We start from the raw sequence: 19,177 nt of genomic DNA, 5'->3' as shown, positions 1-19,177 counted from the left end.
CCAGGTCAGAGGAAGTAGAGACGGTTGAGGGAGACGGAGTCGGCCGGTTCGGAGCGCAGCGGGTCGCCGTCGAGGGTGACCAGGCCGGTGCGCTGGTCGACGTCGACCTGTCCGGTACGGGAGTTCAGCCGCAGGTCGGCCGGTCCGATGCCGCGGGTGCCGCGTACGGCGACCCTGCGCCGGCGGGTCGGCATGGTGTCGTTGCCCTGGTCGAGGGCGGCCTGCGCGACGAAGGCCACCGAGATGTCGGCCGGGGTGGCGCCGTGCGCGCCGAACTGCGGTCCGAGGACGAGGGGTTCGCAGGTGTCGGTGGCCGCGTTCGGGTCGCCGACCACGCCGTAGGCCGGGAAGCCTGACTTGAGGACCAGCTGCGGCTTGGCGCCGAAGTACTCCGGGCGCCACAGGACGATGTCGGCGAGCTTGCCGACCTCGATCGAGCCGACCTCGTGGGACAGCCCGTGGGCGATGGCGGGGTTGATGGTCAGCTTGGCGATGTAGCGCAGGACGCGTTCGTTGTCGTTGTCGTCGTCGGGTGCGCCGAACTCGGCCTTCATCTTGCCGGCCATCGCGAAGGTACGGCGGACCGTCTCGCCGGCCCGGCCCATGCCCTGCGCGTCGGAGGAGGTGATGCCGATCGCGCCCAGGTCGTGCAGCACGTCCTCGGCGCCCATGGTCCCGGCGCGGATGCGGTCGCGGGCCATGGCGGCGTCGCCCGGCAGGTCGGTCTTGAGGTCGTGGACGGAGACGATCATGCCGTAGTGCTCGGCGACCGCGTCCCGGCCGAAGGGCAGGGTGGGGTTGGTGGAGGAGCCGATGACGTTGGGGACGCCTGCCATCTTCAGCACGTTGGGGACGTGTCCGCCGCCGCAGCCCTCGATGTGGAAGGCGTGGATGGTGCGGCCCTCCAGGACGCGGAGGGTGTCCTCCACGGAGAGGCATTCGTTGAGGCCGTCGCTGTGCAGGGCGACCTGGACGTCGTGCTCCTCGGCGACGCGCAGCGCGGTGTCGAGGGCGCGCGTGTGGGCGCCCATGTCCTCGTGCACCTTGAATCCGCTGGCCCCGCCCTCGGCCAGGGCCTCGATGAGCGGCGCCTCGTGGGACGAGGAACCCCGGCCCAGGAAGCCGATGTTGACCGGCCAGGCGTCGAACGCGCCGAACGCGTGCTTCAGTGCCCAGGGCGAGTTGACGCCGACGCCCCAGACCGGGCCGAACTCCTGGCCGATGATCGTCGTCACACCGGACGCGAGCGACGCCTCCATGATGCGCGGGGAGAGCAGGTGGACGTGGGTGTCGACGGCTCCGGCGGTGGCGATGAGGCCCTCGCCGGACACGATGGACGTGCCCGTGCCGACCACGACGTCGACGCCGTCGAGGGTGTCGGGGTTGCCGGCCCGGCCGATGGAGCAGATCCGGCCCTCGCGGATGCCGATGGAGACCTTCCGGATCCCCTGCGCCGCGTCGATCACGACGACGTTGCTGATGACGACGTCGCAGGTCTCGCGGACGGCGGCGGCCTTGAGGTGCAGCCCGTCGCGGGCGGTCTTGCCGAAGCCGGCGAGGAACTCGTCGCCGTACCGCTGGGCGTCGGACTCGACGCGGACGGTCAGCCCCGAGTCGCCGAGGCGGACGCGGTCGCCGGCGCGGGGGCCGTGGGTCGCGGCGTACTCGTACGGGGTGAGGCGGCGGGCCTCGGCGGGGTGGCCTCCTGGACGGCTCATCGCTCGACCTCCTGATCAGGTGTTTCCGTGACGCCGAGGTAGCCGCAGGCGGCGGCCCGGCGCAGGGCCTCCTCCTTCGCGCCCGGCGCGTCCAGCGGGCCGTCGACCAGACCGGCGAACCCGATCGCGACGCGGAGCCCGCCGATGGGCACGAGCCCGACCTCGGCGCTCTCCCCCGGCCCGAAGCGCACCGACGACCCGGCGGGAACGGCCAGGCGCATGCCGTAGGCCCGTTCGCGGTCGAAGTCCAGGCGCGGGTTGGCCTCGAAGAAGTGGAAGTGGGAGGTGACGGAGACCGGGACGGTGGCGGTGTTGGTGACGGTCAGCCGGATCACCGCCTCGGGTTCGGCGTGCTGCGGGCCGGGCAGCAGCGCACCCGGGGCGCGCTCCCCCAGGCCGCCGCCGATGGGGTCGGAGACGACCGCGAGCCGGGAGCCGTCGTCGAAGACCGCCTCCACGTGCACCTCGGTGACCACGTCGGCGACACCGGGCAGCACGTCGTCGGGTCCGAGCACGGACCGGGCGCGCTCGACGGCCTCCGCGAGCCGGGCACCGTCGCGGGCGGCCTCGCAGACGGTGTCCGCGATCAGGGCCGTCGCCTCCGGGACGTTCAGCCGGAGCCCTCTGGCCCGGCGGGCACGGGCCAGTTCGGCCGCCCCGAAGAGCAGCAGCCGGTCACGTTCCGTGGGAGTCAGTCTCACGACGCGGCACCTCCTTGCCTTCCACGCATTAGAGCATCACTCTAAACGTCGAATTCATGGAACGGAAACGTTGACGGACAGCCTTGGCGGACGTCACATTGAACGTCGCTCTAATCATCAGGCGGCCGTCGAAGGAGACCAGCCATGCCGATAGAACAGCGCGGTGTCGACACCATCCCCGAAGCCGAACGCACCAGCGGGCCCCGGGACCTGGTCTCGATCCTGCTGGGGTCCAACCTCTGCCTGGGCGTGATCGTCTTCGGCTGGCTGCCGCCGTCCTTCGGCCTCGACTTCTGGGGCTCGGTCAGTTCGGTGGTGGCGGGAACGGTCGTCGGCACGCTGTTCACGGCCCCGCTCGCGCTGGTCTCGCTGCGCACCGCGACCAACCTGTCGACGTCCTCCGGTGCCCAGTTCGGCGTGCGCGGCCGGCTGGTCGGCTCGGTGGTCGGCCTGCTGCTGGCCCTCGGCTACACCGCGCTGACCGTGTGGATCGGCGGGGACGTCATGGTGGGCGTGCTCGGCCGGCTGTTCGGACTGCCGGACGGCGGGGCCTCGTACGCCGTCGTCTACGGGCTGCTCGCGGCGGCGACCGTCGCGGGCGCGGTCTACGGCTACCGGGTGCTGCTCGCCATGTCGCGGGTGCTGGCCTTCGGCATGACGGCGCTGCTGGTGCTGGGCGTGATCGCCTACGCCCCCGACTTCACGACCGCCGCGCTGCCGGAGGCGGGCGGCTATCTGCTGGGCGGGTTCTGGCCGACCTGGCTGCTGTCCGCCGTGGCCGCCGGACTGTCCGGGCCGATCGCCTTCATCACGCTGCTCGGCGACTACACCCGTTACATCTCCCCGGCCCGCTTCTCCTCCCGCCGGGTCCTGCACGCGACCTGGCTGGGGCTGCTGCTGGGCCTGCTGGTGCCGCAGCTCTTCGGCACCTTCACGGCGTTCGCGGCGCGCGGCGCGCTCGACTACGCGGGTCCGCTGGTCGACGCCTCCCCCGGCTGGTACCTGGTGCCGCTGCTGCTCGCCGCCTCCGCGGGGTCGGTCGGCAACGCGGGGCTGATGCTCTACTCGATGGGCCTGGACCTGGACGCCATCCTGCCGCGCGCCTCCCGTGCCCGGGCCACCTGCACGGTGGCCGTCGTCGCCACGGTCTGCGTCTTCGTCGGGCACTACGCGTGGGACGCGCAGTCGGCGATGACGTCGTTCGTGCTGCTGCTCACGGCGATCGGCACGCCCTGGGCGGTCATCACCCTCATAGGCTTCGTCCGCTCCGGCGGACGGTACGACGCCGACGCCCTCCAGGTCTTCAACCGGCGGGCGCGGGGCGGCGTCTACTGGTACCGGGCGGGCTGGAACCTCCCGGCCACGGTCGCCTGGGCGGCGGGCGCGCTCGTCGGCGTGCTGGCGGTGTCCCTGCCGACGTACCAGGGCCCGCTGCTGGCGTTCACGGGCGGGGTGGACTGCAGCTTCCTGCTGTCGGGCCTGGTGGGCGGGGTGGTCTACGTGCTGTCGACGCAGGGCGCGGTGGCGCCCGCGGCACCGGAGGCCGAAACGACGGCGCCGCCCGCTCCCGACCCGGCCGAGTCACACGCGGAGCGCGCATGAGCGACGTCACCTCCGCGGCACCGGAACGGACGGGGTGCCCCCGCTTCCCGGCCGACCGAGTCGCACGGCGGGCGCGTAGGGACGACGTCATCTTCGCGCCGGAACGGACGGAGTACGCCCGCTTCCCGGCCGACCGAGTCGGGTGGTGGGTGGGCACAGGCCGGGGGTCCGGGGGCGGAGCCCCCGGCGGGTTCGCCCCCGGCGCCGGGTGCCTCACGCCAGACGGTGCATCCAGCCGTGCTTGTCCTCGACCGTCCCGCGCTGGATGTCGAGCAGAGCCGCACGCAGCCGCTGCGTCACCTCACCCGGCTCGCCCCCGCTCTGCTGCCACTCCGCACCGGCCCGCTTCACCGTGCCGACCGGCGTGATCACGGCCGCCGTACCGCAGGCGAAGACCTCCGTGAGGGTGCCGTTCTCCGAGTCGCGCTGCCACTGCTCCACCGAGACGCGGCCCTCCTCGGCCTCGTAGCCGAGGTCACGGGCGACGGTGAGCAGGGAGTCGCGGGTGACGCCCTCCAGGATGGAGCCGGTGAGGGACGGGGTGACGATCTTGTCGCCGTACACGAAGTACAGGTTCATCCCGCCGAGTTCTTCGACCCACTTGCGCTCGATCGCGTCGAGGTAGCAGACCTGGTCGCAGCCCTTCGCCGCGGCCTCGGCCTGCGCGAGTAGCGACGCGGCGTAGTTGCCGCCGGTCTTGGCGTCGCCCATGCCGCCCGGGACGGCGCGGACGCGGTCCTCGGAGACCCAGATGGAGACCGGCTTGACCCCGCCCGGGAAGTACGCGCCGGCCGGGGAGGCGATGACGAGGAAGAGGTACTCGTTGGCCGGCTTGACGCCCAGGCCGACCTCGGTCGCGATCATGAAGGGGCGCAGGTAGAGGGACTCCTCGCCGCCGTGCTCCGGAACCCACTTCTGGTCCTGGCTCACCAGCGCGTCGCACGCCTCGATGAACGTCTCCACCGGCAGCTCGGGCATGCCGAGGCGGCGCGAGGACGCCTGGAAGCGCTGCGCGTTCTTCTCCGGACGGAAGGTGGCGACGGATCCGTCGGGCCGGCGGTAGGCCTTCAGGCCCTCGAAGATCTCCTGCGCGTAGTGCAGGACCATGGTGGCCGGGTCGAGGGAGAGCGGGGCGTACGGGACGAGCTGGCCGTCGTGCCAGCCGCGGCCCTCCGTCCACTTGATCGTCACCATGTGATCGGTGAAGTGGCGGCCGAACCCCGGGTTGGCCAGGATCGCCCCCCGCTCGGCGTCGGAGAGCGGGTTGGCGGACGGCTTGAGCTCGATCGTGGGCGTCGTCATGGGTTGATGTCCTTCACCGGTTGTCGTGACGGGCCGCGTTCACGCCCGTACGGCCGGTGGCCGGTGCTAGGACGTCCGAGCATTCCCTCATGTCGCGGCTTCGCGTTCGATTATCGCGCGCGGGTGGCGACGGGTGAAACAGGGTGAATGCGGCCCAGGATTCGATGGTCGCACCTGGCGGACGCAGGAGAAAGCCGCCGGGCGCCTTGTTTTTCGGACCCGGCGGCTTCGAAAGGTTGTGTTTCGAGTGCGCGGCCCGGTCAGCCGGCTACTCGTACGGCGAGCGCGTCGCCGATCTCGGAGGTGCTGCGGCCGGGCTTGCCGACACGCTCGCCGAGGTCGGCCGCGACGGCCTCCTCGATCCGGGTCGCCTCGTCCTCGTGGCCGAGATGGCGCAGCAGCAGGGCGACGGACAGGACCGTGGCGGTCGGGTCGGCCTTGCCCTGGCCGGCGATGTCGGGCGCGGAACCGTGCACCGGCTCGAACATCGAGGGGAATTCGCCGGACGGGTTGATGTTCCCGCTCGCGGCGACGCCGATGCCGCCGGAGACGGCCGCGGCCAGGTCGGTGATGATGTCGCCGAACAGGTTGTCGGTGACGATCACGTCGAAGCGCTCGGGCTGCGTGACGAGGTAGATCGTCGCCGCGTCCACGTGCATGTACTCGGTGGTGACCTCGGGGAACTCCTCGGCCACCTTGTTGAAGACGTTGGTCCACAGGTGACCGGCGAAGGTCAGCACGTTGTTCTTGTGGATCAGCGCCAGCTTCTTGCGCGGGCGGGCCTGGGCGCGGGCGAAGGCGTCGCGGACGACGCGCTCGACACCGTAGGCCGTGTTGACGGAGACCTCGGTGGCGACCTCGTGCTCGGTGCCCTTGCGGATGGTGCCGCCGTTGCCCGTGTACGGGCCCTCGGTGCCCTCGCGGACGACGACGAAGTCGATCTCCGGCTGGCCGGCGAGCGGGGTGGCGACACCGGGCAGGAGCTTCGACGGGCGGAGGTTCACGTGGTGGTCGAAGGCGAAGCGGAGCTTGAGCAGGAAGCCGCGCTCCAGCACGCCGGACGGCACCGACGGGTCGCCGATCGCGCCGAGCAGGATGGCGTCGTGCGCCTTGAGGGCGTCGAGGTCGGCGTCGGTGAGGGTCTCACCGGTGGCGTGGTAGCGCCGGGCGCCGAAGTCGAACTCCTTGGTCTCCAGCTTCACATCCTGCGGAAGGACGGCGGAGAGGACCTTGAGACCTTCGGCCACGACCTCCTGGCCGATGCCGTCACCCGGGATCACTGCGAGATTGAGGCTGCGAGACATGACCGCACCCTACCCCTCGTCCCACGGGATGACATGCGGTGTCCGGCATGCGGACACCGCGGGTCCCTGCCCGGGGCTGGCCCGTCCTCAGTGGCCGGTGGAGCCGCCGTTGTCCCGGCGGTCGAGGGCGCGCTGGAGGGCGGCGGCGGCGTTCTTGCGGTCGGAGTCGCTGGTGCGGGAGGTGTGGCGGACTCGGCGGCGGACGGTCGTCTCGGCCATGGGGAATCGACTCCTTCGACACAGATGCGGAGTGCGGAAAAGGGGTTACGAGACACCGGAAGGGGCGGGGAGCCGTGGGGCCGCAGGGATTGCCTGCACGGGGCCCGGCTCACGACCGCCATTCGCTTGATCGAGCGAGGCGTTCGGCTCCTACAAAACTAAGGGAGCGACGCGCTCCTGTCTGCACAATTACTCGGACTTCCTACTATCTGAGACGGCGGAGTGGGCCCCACGGCGCCGACCTGCGATGTCGCAGGAGTACGGCTCCACACGACTGATCCTCCGCAGGGCGTGTGGCATCGGGCTCCGGGCGCGGGAACGGTGAGGGCATGAGCGACACGGCCAGAGCACTTCTCGAGGGCGGACCGCAGGATCTGCCCGACCGGGTTGTCCCGATCACGACACCCGGAGAAGACCTGAAGATCCAGCTGCGCAACGGCTACGAGCACTTCAGGCCCACCGACCGCCACGCGGACACCTCCGAGGGCAGGCTCCGGGTGTACGAGTGGTGGGAGCGGACCGAGATGCCCGGCTAGGGCCGGGAAACACGCGGACGGGCCAGGTCCGAAGACCTGGCCCGTCGGGCGTTCGCGTGCGGGTGTCAGCCCATGTGCGGGTACGTGTAGTCGGTCGGCGCGACCAGCGTCTCCTTGATGGCGCGGGTCAGCGTCCAGCGCATCAGGTTCTGCGGGGCACCGGCCTTGTCGTTGGTGCCGGAGGCACGGCCGCCGCCGAAGGGCTGCTGACCGACGACGGCACCGGTCGACTTGTCGTTGATGTAGAAGTTGCCGGCCGCGTAGCGCAGCTTCTCCATCGTGTACGCCGCCGCCGCGCGGTCGTTGGAGATGACCGAGCCGGTGAGGGCGTAGTCGGACACCGACTCCATCTGGGTCAGCATCTCGTCGTACTTGTCGTCCTCGTAGACGTGCACGGCGAGGATCGGGCCGAAGTACTCGGTGCGGAACACCTCGTTCTCCGGGTCGGAGCACTCGATGACCGTCGGGCGGACGAAGTAGCCGACCGAGTCGTCGTAGGAACCGCCGGCGACGATCGTGCAGGCGTCGTCCTCCTTGGCGCGGTCGATGGCGGCCTTGTTCTTGGCGAAGGACCGCTCGTCGATGACGGCGCCGATGAAGTTCGACAGGTCGGTGACGTCACCCATGGTGAGGTAGTCGACCTCGGCGGCGAACTCCTCCTTGAACCCGTCGTTCCAGATGGACGCCGGGATGTACGCGCGGGAGGTGGCGCTGCACTTCTGGCCCTGGTACTCGAAGGCACCGCGGGTCAGGGCGGTCTTGAGCACCGCGCGGTCGGCCGACGGGTGGGCGACCAGGAAGTCCTTGCCGCCGGTCTCGCCGACCAGACGCGGGTAGGTGCGGTACTTCTCGATGTTGTTGCCGACCGTCTTCCACAGGTGCTGGAAGGTCTTGGTCGAGCCGGTGAAGTGGATGCCGGCCAGGTCGCGGTGGTTCAGGGCGACCTCGGAGACCGCCAGGCCGTCACCGGTGACCAGGTTGATGACGCCCTTGGGCAGACCGGCCTCCTCCAGCAGCTCCATGAGCAGCACGGCGGCGTGGGTCTGCGTCGGGGACGGCTTCCAGACCACCACGTTGCCCATCAGGGCCGGGGCGGTGGGCAGGTTGGCCGCGATCGCGCTGAAGTTGAACGGCGTGATCGCGTAGACGAAGCCCTCCAGCGGGCGGTGGTCCATGCGGTTCCACACGCCGGGCGAGTTGGCCGGGGGCTGCTCGGCCAGGATGTTCCGCGCGTAGTGGACGTTGAAGCGCCAGAAGTCGACGAGCTCGCAGGGGCTGTCGATCTCGGCCTGCTGGGCCGTCTTGGACTGGCCGAGCATGGTGGAGGCGGCGATGGTCTCGCGCCACGGGCCGGACAGCAGCTCGGCGGCGCGCAGGATGATCGCCGCGCGGTCGTCGAAGGACATCGCGCGCCACGCCGGGGCGGCGGCCAGGGCGGCGTCGATCGCGTCCTGGGCGTCCTGCTGGGTGGCGTTCGCGTACGTACCCAGGCGGGCCTTGTGGTTGTGCGGCTGCACGACGTCGAAGCGCTCGCCGCCGCCCATCCGCTTGACCCCGCCGATGGTGCAGGGCAGGTCGATCGGGTTGTCGGCCAGCTCCTTGAGCTTGGCCTCCAGCCGGGCGCGCTCGGGCGAGCCGGGGGCGTAGCCGTGCACCGGCTCGTTGACGGGGGCGGGGACCTGGGTCACAGCGTCCATGGGTTCCGTAACTCCTTTAACTGAGCGGTCTTGCGAGCGGGTGGGCTCAGCCCTTGCTGACCATCGAGCGGACGAAGAACCGGAGGTTCGCCGGCTTCTCCGCCAGACGGCGCATGAAGTAGCCGTACCAGTCGGTGCCGTAGGCCGTGTAGACGCGCATGCGGTGACCCTCGGCGGCCAGTCGCAGGTGCTCGTCGCCCCGGATGCCGTACAGCATCTGGAACTCGTACTCGTCGAGCTTGCGTCCGGCGGACCGGGCCAGCTCCTGGGCGATGGAGATCAGGCGGGGGTCGTGGGACCCGATCATCGGGTAGCCCTCGCCCTCCATCAGCGTGCGCAGGATGCGGACGTACGCCTTGTCGATCTCGTGCTTCTGCTGGTAGGCGACCTCTGCGGGCTCCTTGTAGGCGCCCTTCACCAACCGTACGCGACTGCCGCTCTCGGCGAGGCGGCGTGCGTCGGCCTCGGTGCGGAAGAGGTAGGCCTGGATGACGCAGCCGGTCCCCGGGACGTCCTTGCGGAGCTCCTCGTGGATGGCGAACATCGAGTCGAGGGTGGTGTGGTCCTCGGCGTCCAGGGTGACCGTGGTGCCGATCTCGGCGGCGGCCTCGACGACCGGGCGGACGTTCTTCAGGGCCAGCTCGTGGCCGCCGTCCAGCGCCTGGCCGAACATCGACAGCTTCACGGACATCTCGGCGCGGGTGCCGAGGTCGAGCGGCTTGAGCCGCTCGATCAGCTCCAGGTAGGCGTCGCGGGCGGCCTCGGCCTGGGCGGGGTTCGTGATGTCCTCGCCGACGACGTCCATCGTCAGCTCCAGGCCCTTGCCGGTGAGGTCCTGGATGATCGGCACGATCTCGTCGACCGTCTCGCCGGGGATGAACCGGTCGACGACCGGCTTGGTCACCGGCGCGGCCGAGACCAGACGTCGCATCTTGTCGCTGCGCGACGCGGCGAGAATCACGGGACCCAGCACGGGGCACCTCCACTTACCAAGCAACACAAGGCCAATACCCGACGTTTCGGGAACGGCACGGAGAACCACCGTGAAATCTAAGGACCTCCCCGATCGTCGGCCATCGACAGCTGTCACGCATCCGTGCCACGGTTCTCAGACAGATGTATGAAGCGTCGGCACATATGCGGCAGAATGCCCGCGTGACGTCGGATTCCAGAGGTGCGGCAGGCCCCGGGGGCTCCCGGGGCGACTACCAGGAACTGGTCGACGAGATCTCCGAGCTGCTCGGCGCGCCGGCGACCCTGGAGAACCGCGACTTCGAGCTGATCGCCTTCGGCGCGTACGACAGCGAGGGGGAGCTGGACCCCTCCGCCCTGGACCCGGTGCGCACCCGCTCGATCCTCACCCGCCGTTCGACGGCGGCCGTCCGGGCGTGGTTCGAGGGCTTCGGCATCACCCGGGCGACCGGCCCGGTGCGTATCCCGCCGACCCCGGAGGCGGGGGTGTACCGGGGGCGGATCTGTCTGCCGGTCCGGCACCGGGGGGTCGTCCTCGGGTACGTCTGGCTCCTGGACACCGATCCGGGACCGACACAGCGGCAGCTCACCGCGGCCATGGAGGTGACGGCCCGGATCGGCGCGCTGCTGGCGGACGAGGCGCAGCACGGCGCCGATCTCAGCCGGGAGCTGCGGGCCGTCCTGACCGCCGAGCGCGACTGGCAGCGGGACATGGCCGTGACCGAACTGCGCACCGCCCTCGGCGCCCGCGCGGACACCCTGCACACGGTGGTGTGCGTGACCCCCTGGCCGTCCGCCGACCCCGACGACGCACCCTCGGTGCGTACGGTGCCGGGGGCGACGGCGCTGTGCACGGTGCCGTGGAGCGGGGCGGCCAGGTCGCTGGCGCTGCTGGTCCGGCTGCGCTCGACGGACGTGCTGACCCCGGCGACGTCGGCGGCGGGACGGCTGCTGGAGCGGGCCCGTGGGACGGCGGGGGCCGCTGCGTCGGCGAAGGTCGCGGCGGGCGTCGCCGCCCCGCGCACCGGGCTGGGTGAGCTGGCGGACGCCTGGTGGGAAGCGTCGGCGGCGGCCCGTGCGGCGCTCGCCGAGACCCGGTTCGGTCCGGTCGCCGAGTGGGCGTCCATCGGCCCGTTCCGTCTGCTGGCCGCGCTGCCCCCGCGGTCCGCGCACGACCCCGCCGTCCGGGCGCTGCTCTCCCCCGCCCACCGCGAGCTGGCCCGCACCGCCGAGGTGTACCTCGACCGCGCGGGACAGGCCGGCCGCACCGCCGCCGAGCTGGGCATCCACCGGCAGACGCTGTACTACCGGCTCTCCCGCGTGGAGCAGCTCACGGGCCTGGACCTGGACGACGGCGAGGACCGGCTGCTGCTGCACATGGCGCTCAAGGCCTGCCGGCTGTAGCGGCCTCGATCACCTGGCGGAGCCCCGTGGTCAGGGCGTCGGCGTCGGGCGCGCTCTTCGGATCGAAGGCCCACTGCGCGATGAGGCCCGTCATCAGGGTGACGTAGAAGGCGCCCAGGGTGTCCGTGGTCTCGTCCGTCACGTCCTCCTCCCTGCCGCCCATGAGCAGGGGGATGATGCCGCGTCCGGCCTCGCGCTGGGCGCGGCCGAGGTGGTCGCGCAGCTCGGGCATCCGGTCGCCCATGACCAGCACCTCCATGCTGAGGCGCCAGACCGAGCCGGGCTCCCGCATGGTGCCGATGATGTTGGACCACACCTGCCGGAACCGCTCGACCGAGCCGGGTTCGGTGTCGTCCAGAGCGGGACCCTCGCCTTCGAAGGCGCCCCCCATCCCCTCGATCAGCGCGATGTACGCCTGTGCGAGCAGGACGTCCTTCGAGCCGTAGTGGTACCCGATGGACGCCAGGTTGGTCCCCGACTCCTTGACGATGTCCCGCGCGGTGGTACGCGCGAACCCCTTCTCCAGCAGGCAGCGCTTGGCGCCCTCGAGCAGATCCTCACGGTGTCCCATGGCCTCACCTTACCCGCCCTTCCATACGCACGTCTTAAACAATGTTCTAGACAGGCGTATAAGACGTGCGTACAGTCGCCGTCATGACAACGAACCCGCCCCGCGCCGGGCGCCGTGAGTGGACGGCGCTCGCCGTCCTGATGCTGCCGCTGCTCCTGGTCTCGATGGACGTCTCCGTCCTGTACTTCGCCATCCCCTCGATCAGCGCAGATCTGGAACCGAGCGGCACGCAGCAGCTGTGGATCTTCGACATCTACGGCTTCGTCCTGGCCGGCCTGCTGATGACGATGGGGTCGCTGGGCGACCGCATCGGGCGGCGCAGGCTGCTGCTGATCGGCGCGGCGGCCTTCGGCGCGGCCTCTGCGGTGGCTGCCTACGCGCACAGCGCCGAGACCCTCATCGCGGCCCGTGCGGTCCTCGGCATCGGCGGCGCGACCCTGATGCCGTCGACGATGGCGCTGATCCGCACGATGTTCTCCGACCCCTCGCAGCGCGCGAAGGCGATCGGGTTGTGGTCCGGGGTGATGACGGCGGGCATCGCGCTCGGCTCGGTGATGAGCGGCGTGCTGGTCGAGTACTTCTGGTGGGGCTCGGTCTTCCTGGTCAACCTGCCCGCGATGGCGCTGCTCCTGGTCCTCGGCCCGGTGCTGCTGCCGGAGTCGCGCAGCCCCCGCGCCGGCCGCTTCGACCTGCCGAGCGTGCCGCTGTCGATGGCCGCGGTCCTGCCCGTGATCTACGGCCTGAAGGAGATCCCGACCGAGGGCTGGCACGTGGAGTACGTGATGTCGGTGACCGTCGGCCTGCTCTTCGCGGCACTGTTCGTGCACCGCCAGCGCACCGCCGCGTCCCCGCTGATCTCACCGCACCTGTTCCGCACCCGCGGCTTCACCCCGGCCGTCGTCCTCAACCTGGTGTCGGCCTTCGGGATGATGGGCTCCTCCTACTACACCACCCAGTACCTCCAGTCGGTGCTGGACAAGAGCGCGCTGGAGGCCGCGCTGTGGGCCCTGCTGCCGTCGGTGCCGATCGGTCTTGCCGCGCCGCTCGCCATGCGGCTGGTCCAGCGGGGCGTGGATCGGGCGTATGTCGTCGCGGGCGGATTCGTGGTCGCTGCGGCCGGGTACGGCCTGCTGGCCCTCTCCGGCACCGACTCCCTGTGGCTGCTGCTGGGTGCGTGCGCGGTCATGGCGAGCGGCATCGTCGCGGTGATGTCCCAGCTAGCCGACCTGGCGCTCAGCTCCGCACCGGTCGACAAGGCCGGCGCGGCATCCTCCCTGATGGAGACCGGCACCGAGTTCGGCGGCGCCCTGAGCCTGGCCGTCCTCGGTTCGGTCGGCACGGCCGTGTACCACCGCGAGATGCCGGCGGCGGCGCCGGACGCGGCCCGGGAGACTCTGGGCGGCGCGCTGGCCGTCGCGCGTGACCTTCCCGGGACCGCGGGAGAAGCGCTGGCGACGGCGGCGCGGACGGCGTTCACCCACGGGATGCAGGGCGCGGCCGTCGCGGGTGCGGTGCTGCTGCTGGTGGCGGCCGTCCCCGCGGCGCGAGCACTGCGCGGGATCCGGGTGCGCGAGGAGGCGGAAACGGCAAACGCCGGACAGGCCGACTCGCTCAGCCCGTCCGGCGTCTGAAGAAGACGTCAGACCAGGTTCACCGACCGTGCGGACGCCGCGCCGATCTCCGAGGCGACCTCCGTCAGCACCCCGGAGGGCACCGTGTCGTCGACGGTCAGCACCGCGAGGGCCTCGCCGCCGACGGTCGCGCGGGCGACCTGCATGCCGGCGATGTTCAGGCCCGCCTCGCCGATGACCCGGCCGACGGTGCCGACGACACCCGGACGGTCCTCGTAGCGCAGCACCACCATGTGGTCGGCGAGGGCGAGGTCGACGTCGTACTCGCCGATGGCGACGATCTTCTGCACGTGCTTCGGGCCGGCCAGCGTGCCGGAGACCGACACCTCCTGGCCGTCGGAGAGGGTGCCGCGCACGGTGACCACGTTGCGGTGGTCGGCCGACTCGGAGCTGGTGGTCAGGCGGACCTCGACGCCGCGCTCCTGGGCGAACAGCGGGGCGTTGACGTAGGACACGGTCTCGTCGACGACGTCCTCGAAGACACCCTTGAGGGCGGAGAGCTCCAGCACCTTCACGTCGTGCTGGGTGATCTCGCCGTAGACCTCGACGTCGAGGCGGACGGCGACCTCGCCGGCCAGCGCGGTGAAGATGCGGCCGAGGCGCTCGGCGAGCGGCAGACCCGGCTTGACGTCCTCGGCGATGACGCCGCCCTGGACGTTCACCGCGTCGGGGACCAGCTCGCCGGCGAGGGCGAGGCGCACCGACTTGGCGACGGCGATGCCGGCCTTCTCCTGAGCCTCGTCGGTGGAGGCACCGAGGTGCGGGGTGCAGACGACCTGGTCGAACTCGAACAGCGGCGAGTCGGTGCAGGGCTCCTTGGCGTACACGTCCAGGCCGGCGCCGGCGACGCGGCCCTCCTTCAGCGCCGAGTACAGCGCCTCCTCGTCGACGATGCCGCCGCGCGCGGCGTTGACGATGCGGACGCTCGGCTTGACCTTGCGCAGCGCCTCGTCGCCGATCAGGCCGAGGGTCTCGGGGGTCTTGGGCAGGTGGACGGTGATGAAGTCGGAGACCTCGAGGAGCTCGTCCAGCGACAGCACCTTGACGCCCATCTGCGCGGCGCGCGCGGGCTGCACGTAGGGGTCGTAGGCGACGACCTTCATGCCGAAGGCGGACATGCGCTGCGCGACGAGGGCGCCGATGCGGCCGAGGCCGACGACGCCGAGGGTCTTCTCGGCGAGCTCGACGCCGGTGTACTTGCTGCGCTTCCACTCGCCGTTCTTGAGCGCGGCGTTGGCCTGCGGGATGTTGCGGGCGGTGGCGACGAGCAGACCGCAGGCCAGTTCGGCGGCGGTGACGATGTTGGAGGTCGGGGCGTTCACGACCATCACGCCGGCCTTGGTGGCGGCGGAGACGTCCACGTTGTCCAGGCCGACGCCGGCTCGTGCGACGACCTTCAGCTTCTTGGCGGCGGCGATGGCCTCGGCGTCGACCTTGGTGGCGGAGCGGACCAGGATCGCGTCCACGTCGGCGATGGCGGGCAGCAGTTCGGCCCGGTCCGCGCCGTTGCAGTGGCGGATCTCGAAGTCGGGGCCAAGCGCGTCCACGGTCGCGGGCGACAGCTCTTCAGCGATGAGTACGACGGGTTTCGAGCTCACGTGAGTCCTCACAAGTCCAATGCGGACGGCCGTCCCGACGGCCGCAGGCGGTGGAGGGTTGAGTGGCCGCGTGGAAGACGCACGACGCTGTGAGCCTGACGCGTATGTTCTGCAGCAGTCTAGTGGCGTGGCGGAGGTCGTCCTGCGCCTCTGCGGAAGGATCACCCGTCCGTGGCTGGACGGGATGGACAACGCCGTGCGTACGACGTTACCCCGGGTTCGCCGAAGGGGCCGGAGCGATGTGCTCCGGCCCCTTCGGCCGTGAGGCTTACGCCTCCTCGTCGACCCAGCTCATGAGCTTGCGCAGCTCCTTGCCGGTGGTCTCCAGCAGGTGCTCGGAGTCCTGCTGCTTGTACTCGTTGTACTTCTTCAGACCGCCGTGGTACTCGTCCATCCAGTTCTTGGCGAACGTGCCGTCCTGGATCTCGGCGAGGACCTTCTTCATCTCGGCCTTGGTGGCGTCCGTGATGATCCGCGGGCCGGTGACGTAGTCGCCCCACTCGGCGGTCTCGGAGATCGACCAGCGCATCTTCTCCAGGCCGCCCTCGTACATGAGGTCCACGATCAGCTTCAGCTCGTGCAGGCACTCGAAGTAGGCGATCTCCGGCTGGTAGCCCGCCTCGGTCAGCGTCTCGAAGCCCGCCTTGACCAGGGCCGCGGTGCCACCGCAGAGGACGGCCTGCTCGCCGAACAGGTCGGTCTCGGTCTCCTCGGTGAAGGTCGTCTTGATGACGCCGGCGCGGGTGCCGCCGATGCCCTTCGCGTACGACAGGGCCAGCGCGAAGGCGTTGCCGGTCGCGTCCTGCTCGACGGCGGCGATGCACGGAACGCCGCGGCCCTCCTCGTACTGACGGCGCACCAGGTGGCCCGGGCCCTTCGGGGCGACCATGCAGACGTCCACGCCGGCCGGGGGCTTGATGAAGCCGTAGCGGATGTTGAGGCCGTGGCCGAAGAACAGCGCGTCGCCGTCCTTCAGGTTGTCCTTGATGTGCTCCTCGTAGACCTGGGCCTGGATGGGGTCCGGGACGAGGATCATGATGACGTCGGCCTCGGCGGCGGCCTCGGACGGGCTCACCACGCGCAGGCCCTGCTCCTCGGCCTTGGCCTTGGACTTGGAGCCTTCGTGCAGACCGACGCGCACGTCGACGCCGGAGTCGCGCAGCGACAGGGCGTGGGCGTGGCCCTGGCTGCCGTAACCGATGACCGCGACCTTGCGGCCCTGGATGATGGACAGGTCGGCGTCGGCGTCGTAGAACAGCTCGGCCACTGGGTTCTCTCCTTGTGTGCAGGTGTTGCGTCCCACCGTATGCCGGTGAGGGGAAGGGAAGTTTCGGGGTCTCGGAATGCGGGCGGCCGGGCGTGGCGCCGGCCGCCCGTTTCCGTCGTTATGCGGACCGGTCGAGTGCGCGCAGCGAACGGTCCGTGATCGAACGGGCGCCCCGGCCGATGGCGATCGTGCCGGACTGGACGAGTTCCTTGATGCCGTACGGTTCCAGCATCTTGAGCATGGCGGACAGCTTGTCGCTGCTGCCGGTGGCCTCGATGGTGACGGCCTCCGGGGAGACGTCGACCGTCTTGGCGCGGAAGAGCTGGACGATCTCGACGATCTGGGAGCGCGTCTCGTTGTCGGAGCGCACCTTCACCAGAACGAGTTCGCGCTGCACGGCCTGGGTCGGCTCCAGCTCGACGATCTTGAGCACGTTGACCAGCTTGTTGAGCTGCTTGGTCACCTGCTCGAGCGGGAAGTCCTCGACGCTCACGACGATGGTGATGCGGGAGATGTCGGGGTGCTCGGTGACGCCGACGGCGAGCGAGTCGATGTTGAAGCCGCGGCGGGAGAAGAGGGCGGTGATCCGCGCCAGGACGCCGGGGGTGTTCTCCACCAGGACGGAGAGCGTGTGCTTGGACATGGTCTCTTCGGTCTCTCTCGCTCAGTCGTCTTCGTTGTCGCCGAAGTCGGGGCGGACGTCCCGGGCGGCCATGATCTCGTCGTTGGAGGTGCCGGCGGCCACCATCGGCCAGACCATCGCGTCCTCGTGGACGATGAAGTCGACGACGACGGGGCGGTCGTTGACGGAGTTCGCCTCCTCGATCACCTTGTCGAGATCGGCGGGGTCCTCGCAGCGGATGGCGTAGCAGCCCATGGCCTCCGACAGCTTGACGAAGTCGGGGACGCGGGTGCCGCGGGCGTCCGGGTTGATGTCCTCGGGACCGGAGTGCAGCACCGTGTTGGAGTACCGCTGGTTGTAGAACAGGGTCTGCCACTGGCGGACCATGCCGAGGGCGCCGTTGTTGATGATGGCGACCTTGATCGGGATGTTGTTCAGGGCGCAGGTGGTCAGTTCCTGATTCGTCATCTGGAAGCAGCCGTCGCCGTCGATCGCCCAGACGGTCCGGTCGGGGACGCCGGCCTTGGCGCCCATGGCGGCCGGGACGGCGTAGCCCATGGTTCCGGCGCCGCCCGAGTTCAGCCAGGTGGCGGGCTGCTCGTACTGGACGAAGTGCGCGGCCCACATCTGGTGCTGACCGACGCCGGCCGCGAAGATCGTGCCCTCGGGCGCCAGCTGTCCGATGCGCTCGATGACCGCCTGCGGGGAGAGCGAGCCGTCCTCGGGCTGGTCGTAGCCCAGGGGGTAGGTGTCGCGCCAGCGGCTGAGGTCCTTCCACCAGGCGGTGTAGTCGCCCCGGTTGCCCTCGCTGTGCTCCTTCTGGACGGCCTGGACCAGGTCGGCGATGACCTCGCGGGCGTCACCGACGATCGGCACGTCGGCCTCGCGGTTCTTGCCGATCTCCGCCGGGTCGATGTCGGCGTGGACGATCTTGGCGTACGGGGCGAAGCTGTCCAGCTTGCCGGTGACGCGGTCGTCGAAGCGGGCTCCGAGGGCGACGATCAGGTCGGCCTTCTGCAGCGCGGTGACGGCGGTGACCGCACCGTGCATGCCCGGCATTCCCACGTGCAGCGGGTGGCTGTCGGGGAATGCGCCGAGCGCCATCAGGGTGGTGGTGACGGGCGCTCCGGTGAGTTCGGCGAGGACCTTCAGCTCGGCGGTGGCCCGGGCCTTGAGGACGCCGCCGCCGACGTAGAGCACGGGGCGCTTCGCGGCGGTGATCAGCTTGGCCGCCTCGCGGATCTGCTTGGCGTGCGGCTTGGTGACCGGGCGGTAGCCGGGCAGGTCCATGACCGGCGGCCAGGAGAAGGTCGTCTGCGCCTGCAGCACGTCCTTCGGGATGTCGACGAGGACCGGACCGGGGCGGCCGGTCGAGGCGATGTGGAACGCCTCGGCGATCGTCTTCGGGATGTCCTCGGCCTTGGTGACCAGGAAGCTGTGCTTGGTGATCGGCATCGTGATGCCGACGATGTCCGCCTCCTGGAAGGCGTCCGTACCGATCGCCTTGGTGACGACCTGGCCGGTGATCGCGACCAGCGGCACCGAATCCATGTTTGCGTCGGCGATCGGCGTCACCAGGTTGGTGGCGCCGGGGCCCGAGGTCGCCATGCAGACGCCGACCTTTCCGGTCGCCTGCGCGTAACCGGTGGCCGCGTGGCCCGCACCCTGCTCGTGACGGACGAGCACGTGGCGCACCCGGCTGGAGTCCATCATCGGGTCGTACGCGGGGAGGATCGTGCCCCCGGGAATGCCGAATACGGTGTCGACCCCGACCTCCTCAAGCGAGCGGATGAGGGACTTCGCACCCGTGACGTGCTCGGGAGCGGACTGGTGTCCTCCGGATCGGGGCCGCGGCTGCGGGTGATGGGCCCCGGTGGCCTGCTCGGTCATCGGCATTCTCTTCTCGATGCTGAGGGTTTTTGCGAGGATTGGGCGATCTGCGGCTGCTGCTCGGCAGGTGCCTGTGCAACAAAAAACCCCTCGTGCCATAAGGCAAGCGAGGGGAGCGCGCCGGGTGTGGGTCGCTGGGAGTC

16 protein-coding genes are annotated in these 19,177 nt (G+C 70.4%); 4 read left to right on the top strand and 12 right to left on the bottom strand.

The genetic code is table 11. The features are described from left to right. Window positions 1-5: 5 nt before the first annotated feature. Both IEZ05_RS33890 and ureA read right to left on the bottom strand, forming a co-directional pair. Window positions 6-1,718, bottom strand: coding sequence for an urease subunit alpha (locus IEZ05_RS33890; protein WP_189234151.1), 1,713 nt, complete (start codon window positions 1,716-1,718; stop codon window positions 6-8). Continuing rightward, a complete protein-coding gene (gene ureA, locus IEZ05_RS33885) occupies window positions 1,715-2,419 on the bottom strand; it encodes an urease subunit gamma (protein WP_189234150.1) in 705 nt (234 codons plus the stop codon). Before ureA ends, IEZ05_RS33890 begins: the two co-directional genes overlap by 4 nt. Window positions 2,420-2,563: 144 nt before the next feature. Between ureA and IEZ05_RS33880 the strand changes: the two genes are divergently transcribed. Then, a complete protein-coding gene (locus tag IEZ05_RS33880; protein ID WP_189234149.1) occupies window positions 2,564-4,021 on the top strand; it encodes a cytosine permease in 1,458 nt (485 codons plus the stop codon). A 213-nt stretch (window positions 4,022-4,234) separates the two neighbouring features. Here IEZ05_RS33880 and IEZ05_RS33875 read toward each other — a convergent pair whose 3' ends face one another. From IEZ05_RS33875 to IEZ05_RS36895, 3 genes are all read right to left on the bottom strand, one after another. Continuing rightward, window positions 4,235-5,323: a branched-chain amino acid aminotransferase gene (locus IEZ05_RS33875; RefSeq protein ID WP_189234148.1), complete on the bottom strand. Its 1,089-nt coding sequence runs from the start codon at window positions 5,321-5,323 to the stop codon at window positions 4,235-4,237. A 260-nt stretch (window positions 5,324-5,583) separates the two neighbouring features. Further along, window positions 5,584-6,627 carry a 3-isopropylmalate dehydrogenase gene (locus IEZ05_RS33870; protein WP_189234147.1) on the bottom strand — a complete coding sequence of 348 codons (1,044 nt, stop codon included), beginning with the start codon at window positions 6,625-6,627 and terminating at the stop codon, window positions 5,584-5,586. Window positions 6,628-6,714: 87 nt separating this feature from the next. Continuing rightward, window positions 6,715-6,846 carry a hypothetical protein gene (locus IEZ05_RS36895; RefSeq protein WP_077799388.1) on the bottom strand — a complete coding sequence of 44 codons (132 nt, stop codon included), beginning with the start codon at window positions 6,844-6,846 and terminating at the stop codon, window positions 6,715-6,717. A 329-nt stretch (window positions 6,847-7,175) separates the two neighbouring features. Between IEZ05_RS36895 and IEZ05_RS33865 the strand changes: the two genes are divergently transcribed. Further along, complete coding sequence (locus IEZ05_RS33865) at window positions 7,176-7,382, top strand: DUF5988 family protein (RefSeq protein WP_189234146.1); 207 nt, start codon at window positions 7,176-7,178, stop codon at window positions 7,380-7,382. Window positions 7,383-7,447: 65 nt separating this feature from the next. Here IEZ05_RS33865 and pruA read toward each other — a convergent pair whose 3' ends face one another. Further along, complete coding sequence (gene pruA / locus IEZ05_RS33860; RefSeq protein WP_189234145.1) at window positions 7,448-9,079, bottom strand: L-glutamate gamma-semialdehyde dehydrogenase; 1,632 nt, start codon at window positions 9,077-9,079, stop codon at window positions 7,448-7,450. A gap of 46 nt (window positions 9,080-9,125) precedes the next feature. Further along, window positions 9,126-10,052, bottom strand: a complete 927-nt coding sequence (locus tag IEZ05_RS33855; RefSeq protein WP_189234144.1) for a proline dehydrogenase family protein — start codon at window positions 10,050-10,052, stop codon at window positions 9,126-9,128. Window positions 10,053-10,216: 164 nt separating this feature from the next. Here IEZ05_RS33855 and IEZ05_RS33850 point away from each other — a divergent pair, with 164 nt between their 5' ends. Next, on the top strand, window positions 10,217-11,455 hold the full coding sequence (locus IEZ05_RS33850) for a PucR family transcriptional regulator (RefSeq protein WP_189234143.1): 1,239 nt from the start codon (window positions 10,217-10,219) through the stop codon (window positions 11,453-11,455). On the opposite strand, the gene IEZ05_RS33845 is transcribed toward IEZ05_RS33850, so the two are convergent. Continuing rightward, window positions 11,436-12,026 (bottom strand): TetR/AcrR family transcriptional regulator, encoded by a 591-nt coding sequence (locus tag IEZ05_RS33845; protein ID WP_189234142.1) that lies wholly within the window; start codon window positions 12,024-12,026, stop codon window positions 11,436-11,438. The two genes, IEZ05_RS33850 and IEZ05_RS33845, sit on opposite strands and share 20 nt — an antisense overlap. Window positions 12,027-12,109: 83 nt before the next feature. Between IEZ05_RS33845 and IEZ05_RS33840 the strand changes: the two genes are divergently transcribed. Further along, window positions 12,110-13,657 (top strand): MFS transporter, encoded by a 1,548-nt coding sequence (locus IEZ05_RS33840; protein ID WP_189234141.1) that lies wholly within the window; start codon window positions 12,110-12,112, stop codon window positions 13,655-13,657. A gap of 8 nt (window positions 13,658-13,665) precedes the next feature. Here the strand turns inward: IEZ05_RS33840 and serA are convergent, their stop codons facing one another. The 4 genes from serA to IEZ05_RS33820 form a co-directional block, all read right to left on the bottom strand. Further along, window positions 13,666-15,255 carry a phosphoglycerate dehydrogenase gene (serA, locus tag IEZ05_RS33835; protein WP_189234140.1) on the bottom strand — a complete coding sequence of 530 codons (1,590 nt, stop codon included), beginning with the start codon at window positions 15,253-15,255 and terminating at the stop codon, window positions 13,666-13,668. Between the two features lie 268 nt (window positions 15,256-15,523). Further along, window positions 15,524-16,522: a ketol-acid reductoisomerase gene (ilvC, locus tag IEZ05_RS33830; protein ID WP_189234139.1), complete on the bottom strand. Its 999-nt coding sequence runs from the start codon at window positions 16,520-16,522 to the stop codon at window positions 15,524-15,526. A gap of 118 nt (window positions 16,523-16,640) precedes the next feature. Then, window positions 16,641-17,165 (bottom strand): acetolactate synthase small subunit, encoded by a 525-nt coding sequence (gene ilvN, locus IEZ05_RS33825; RefSeq protein ID WP_189234138.1) that lies wholly within the window; start codon window positions 17,163-17,165, stop codon window positions 16,641-16,643. A gap of 21 nt (window positions 17,166-17,186) precedes the next feature. Beyond that, a complete protein-coding gene (locus IEZ05_RS33820) occupies window positions 17,187-19,034 on the bottom strand; it encodes an acetolactate synthase large subunit (RefSeq protein ID WP_189234137.1) in 1,848 nt (615 codons plus the stop codon). Window positions 19,035-19,177: the final 143 nt, after the last annotated feature.

Origin of the sequence: Streptomyces flaveolus (assembly GCF_014648815.1) — a bacterium.
GTDB lineage: Bacteria > Actinomycetota > Actinomycetes > Streptomycetales > Streptomycetaceae > Streptomyces > Streptomyces flaveolus.
This window is presented reverse-complemented; position numbering and strand designations above follow the sequence as displayed.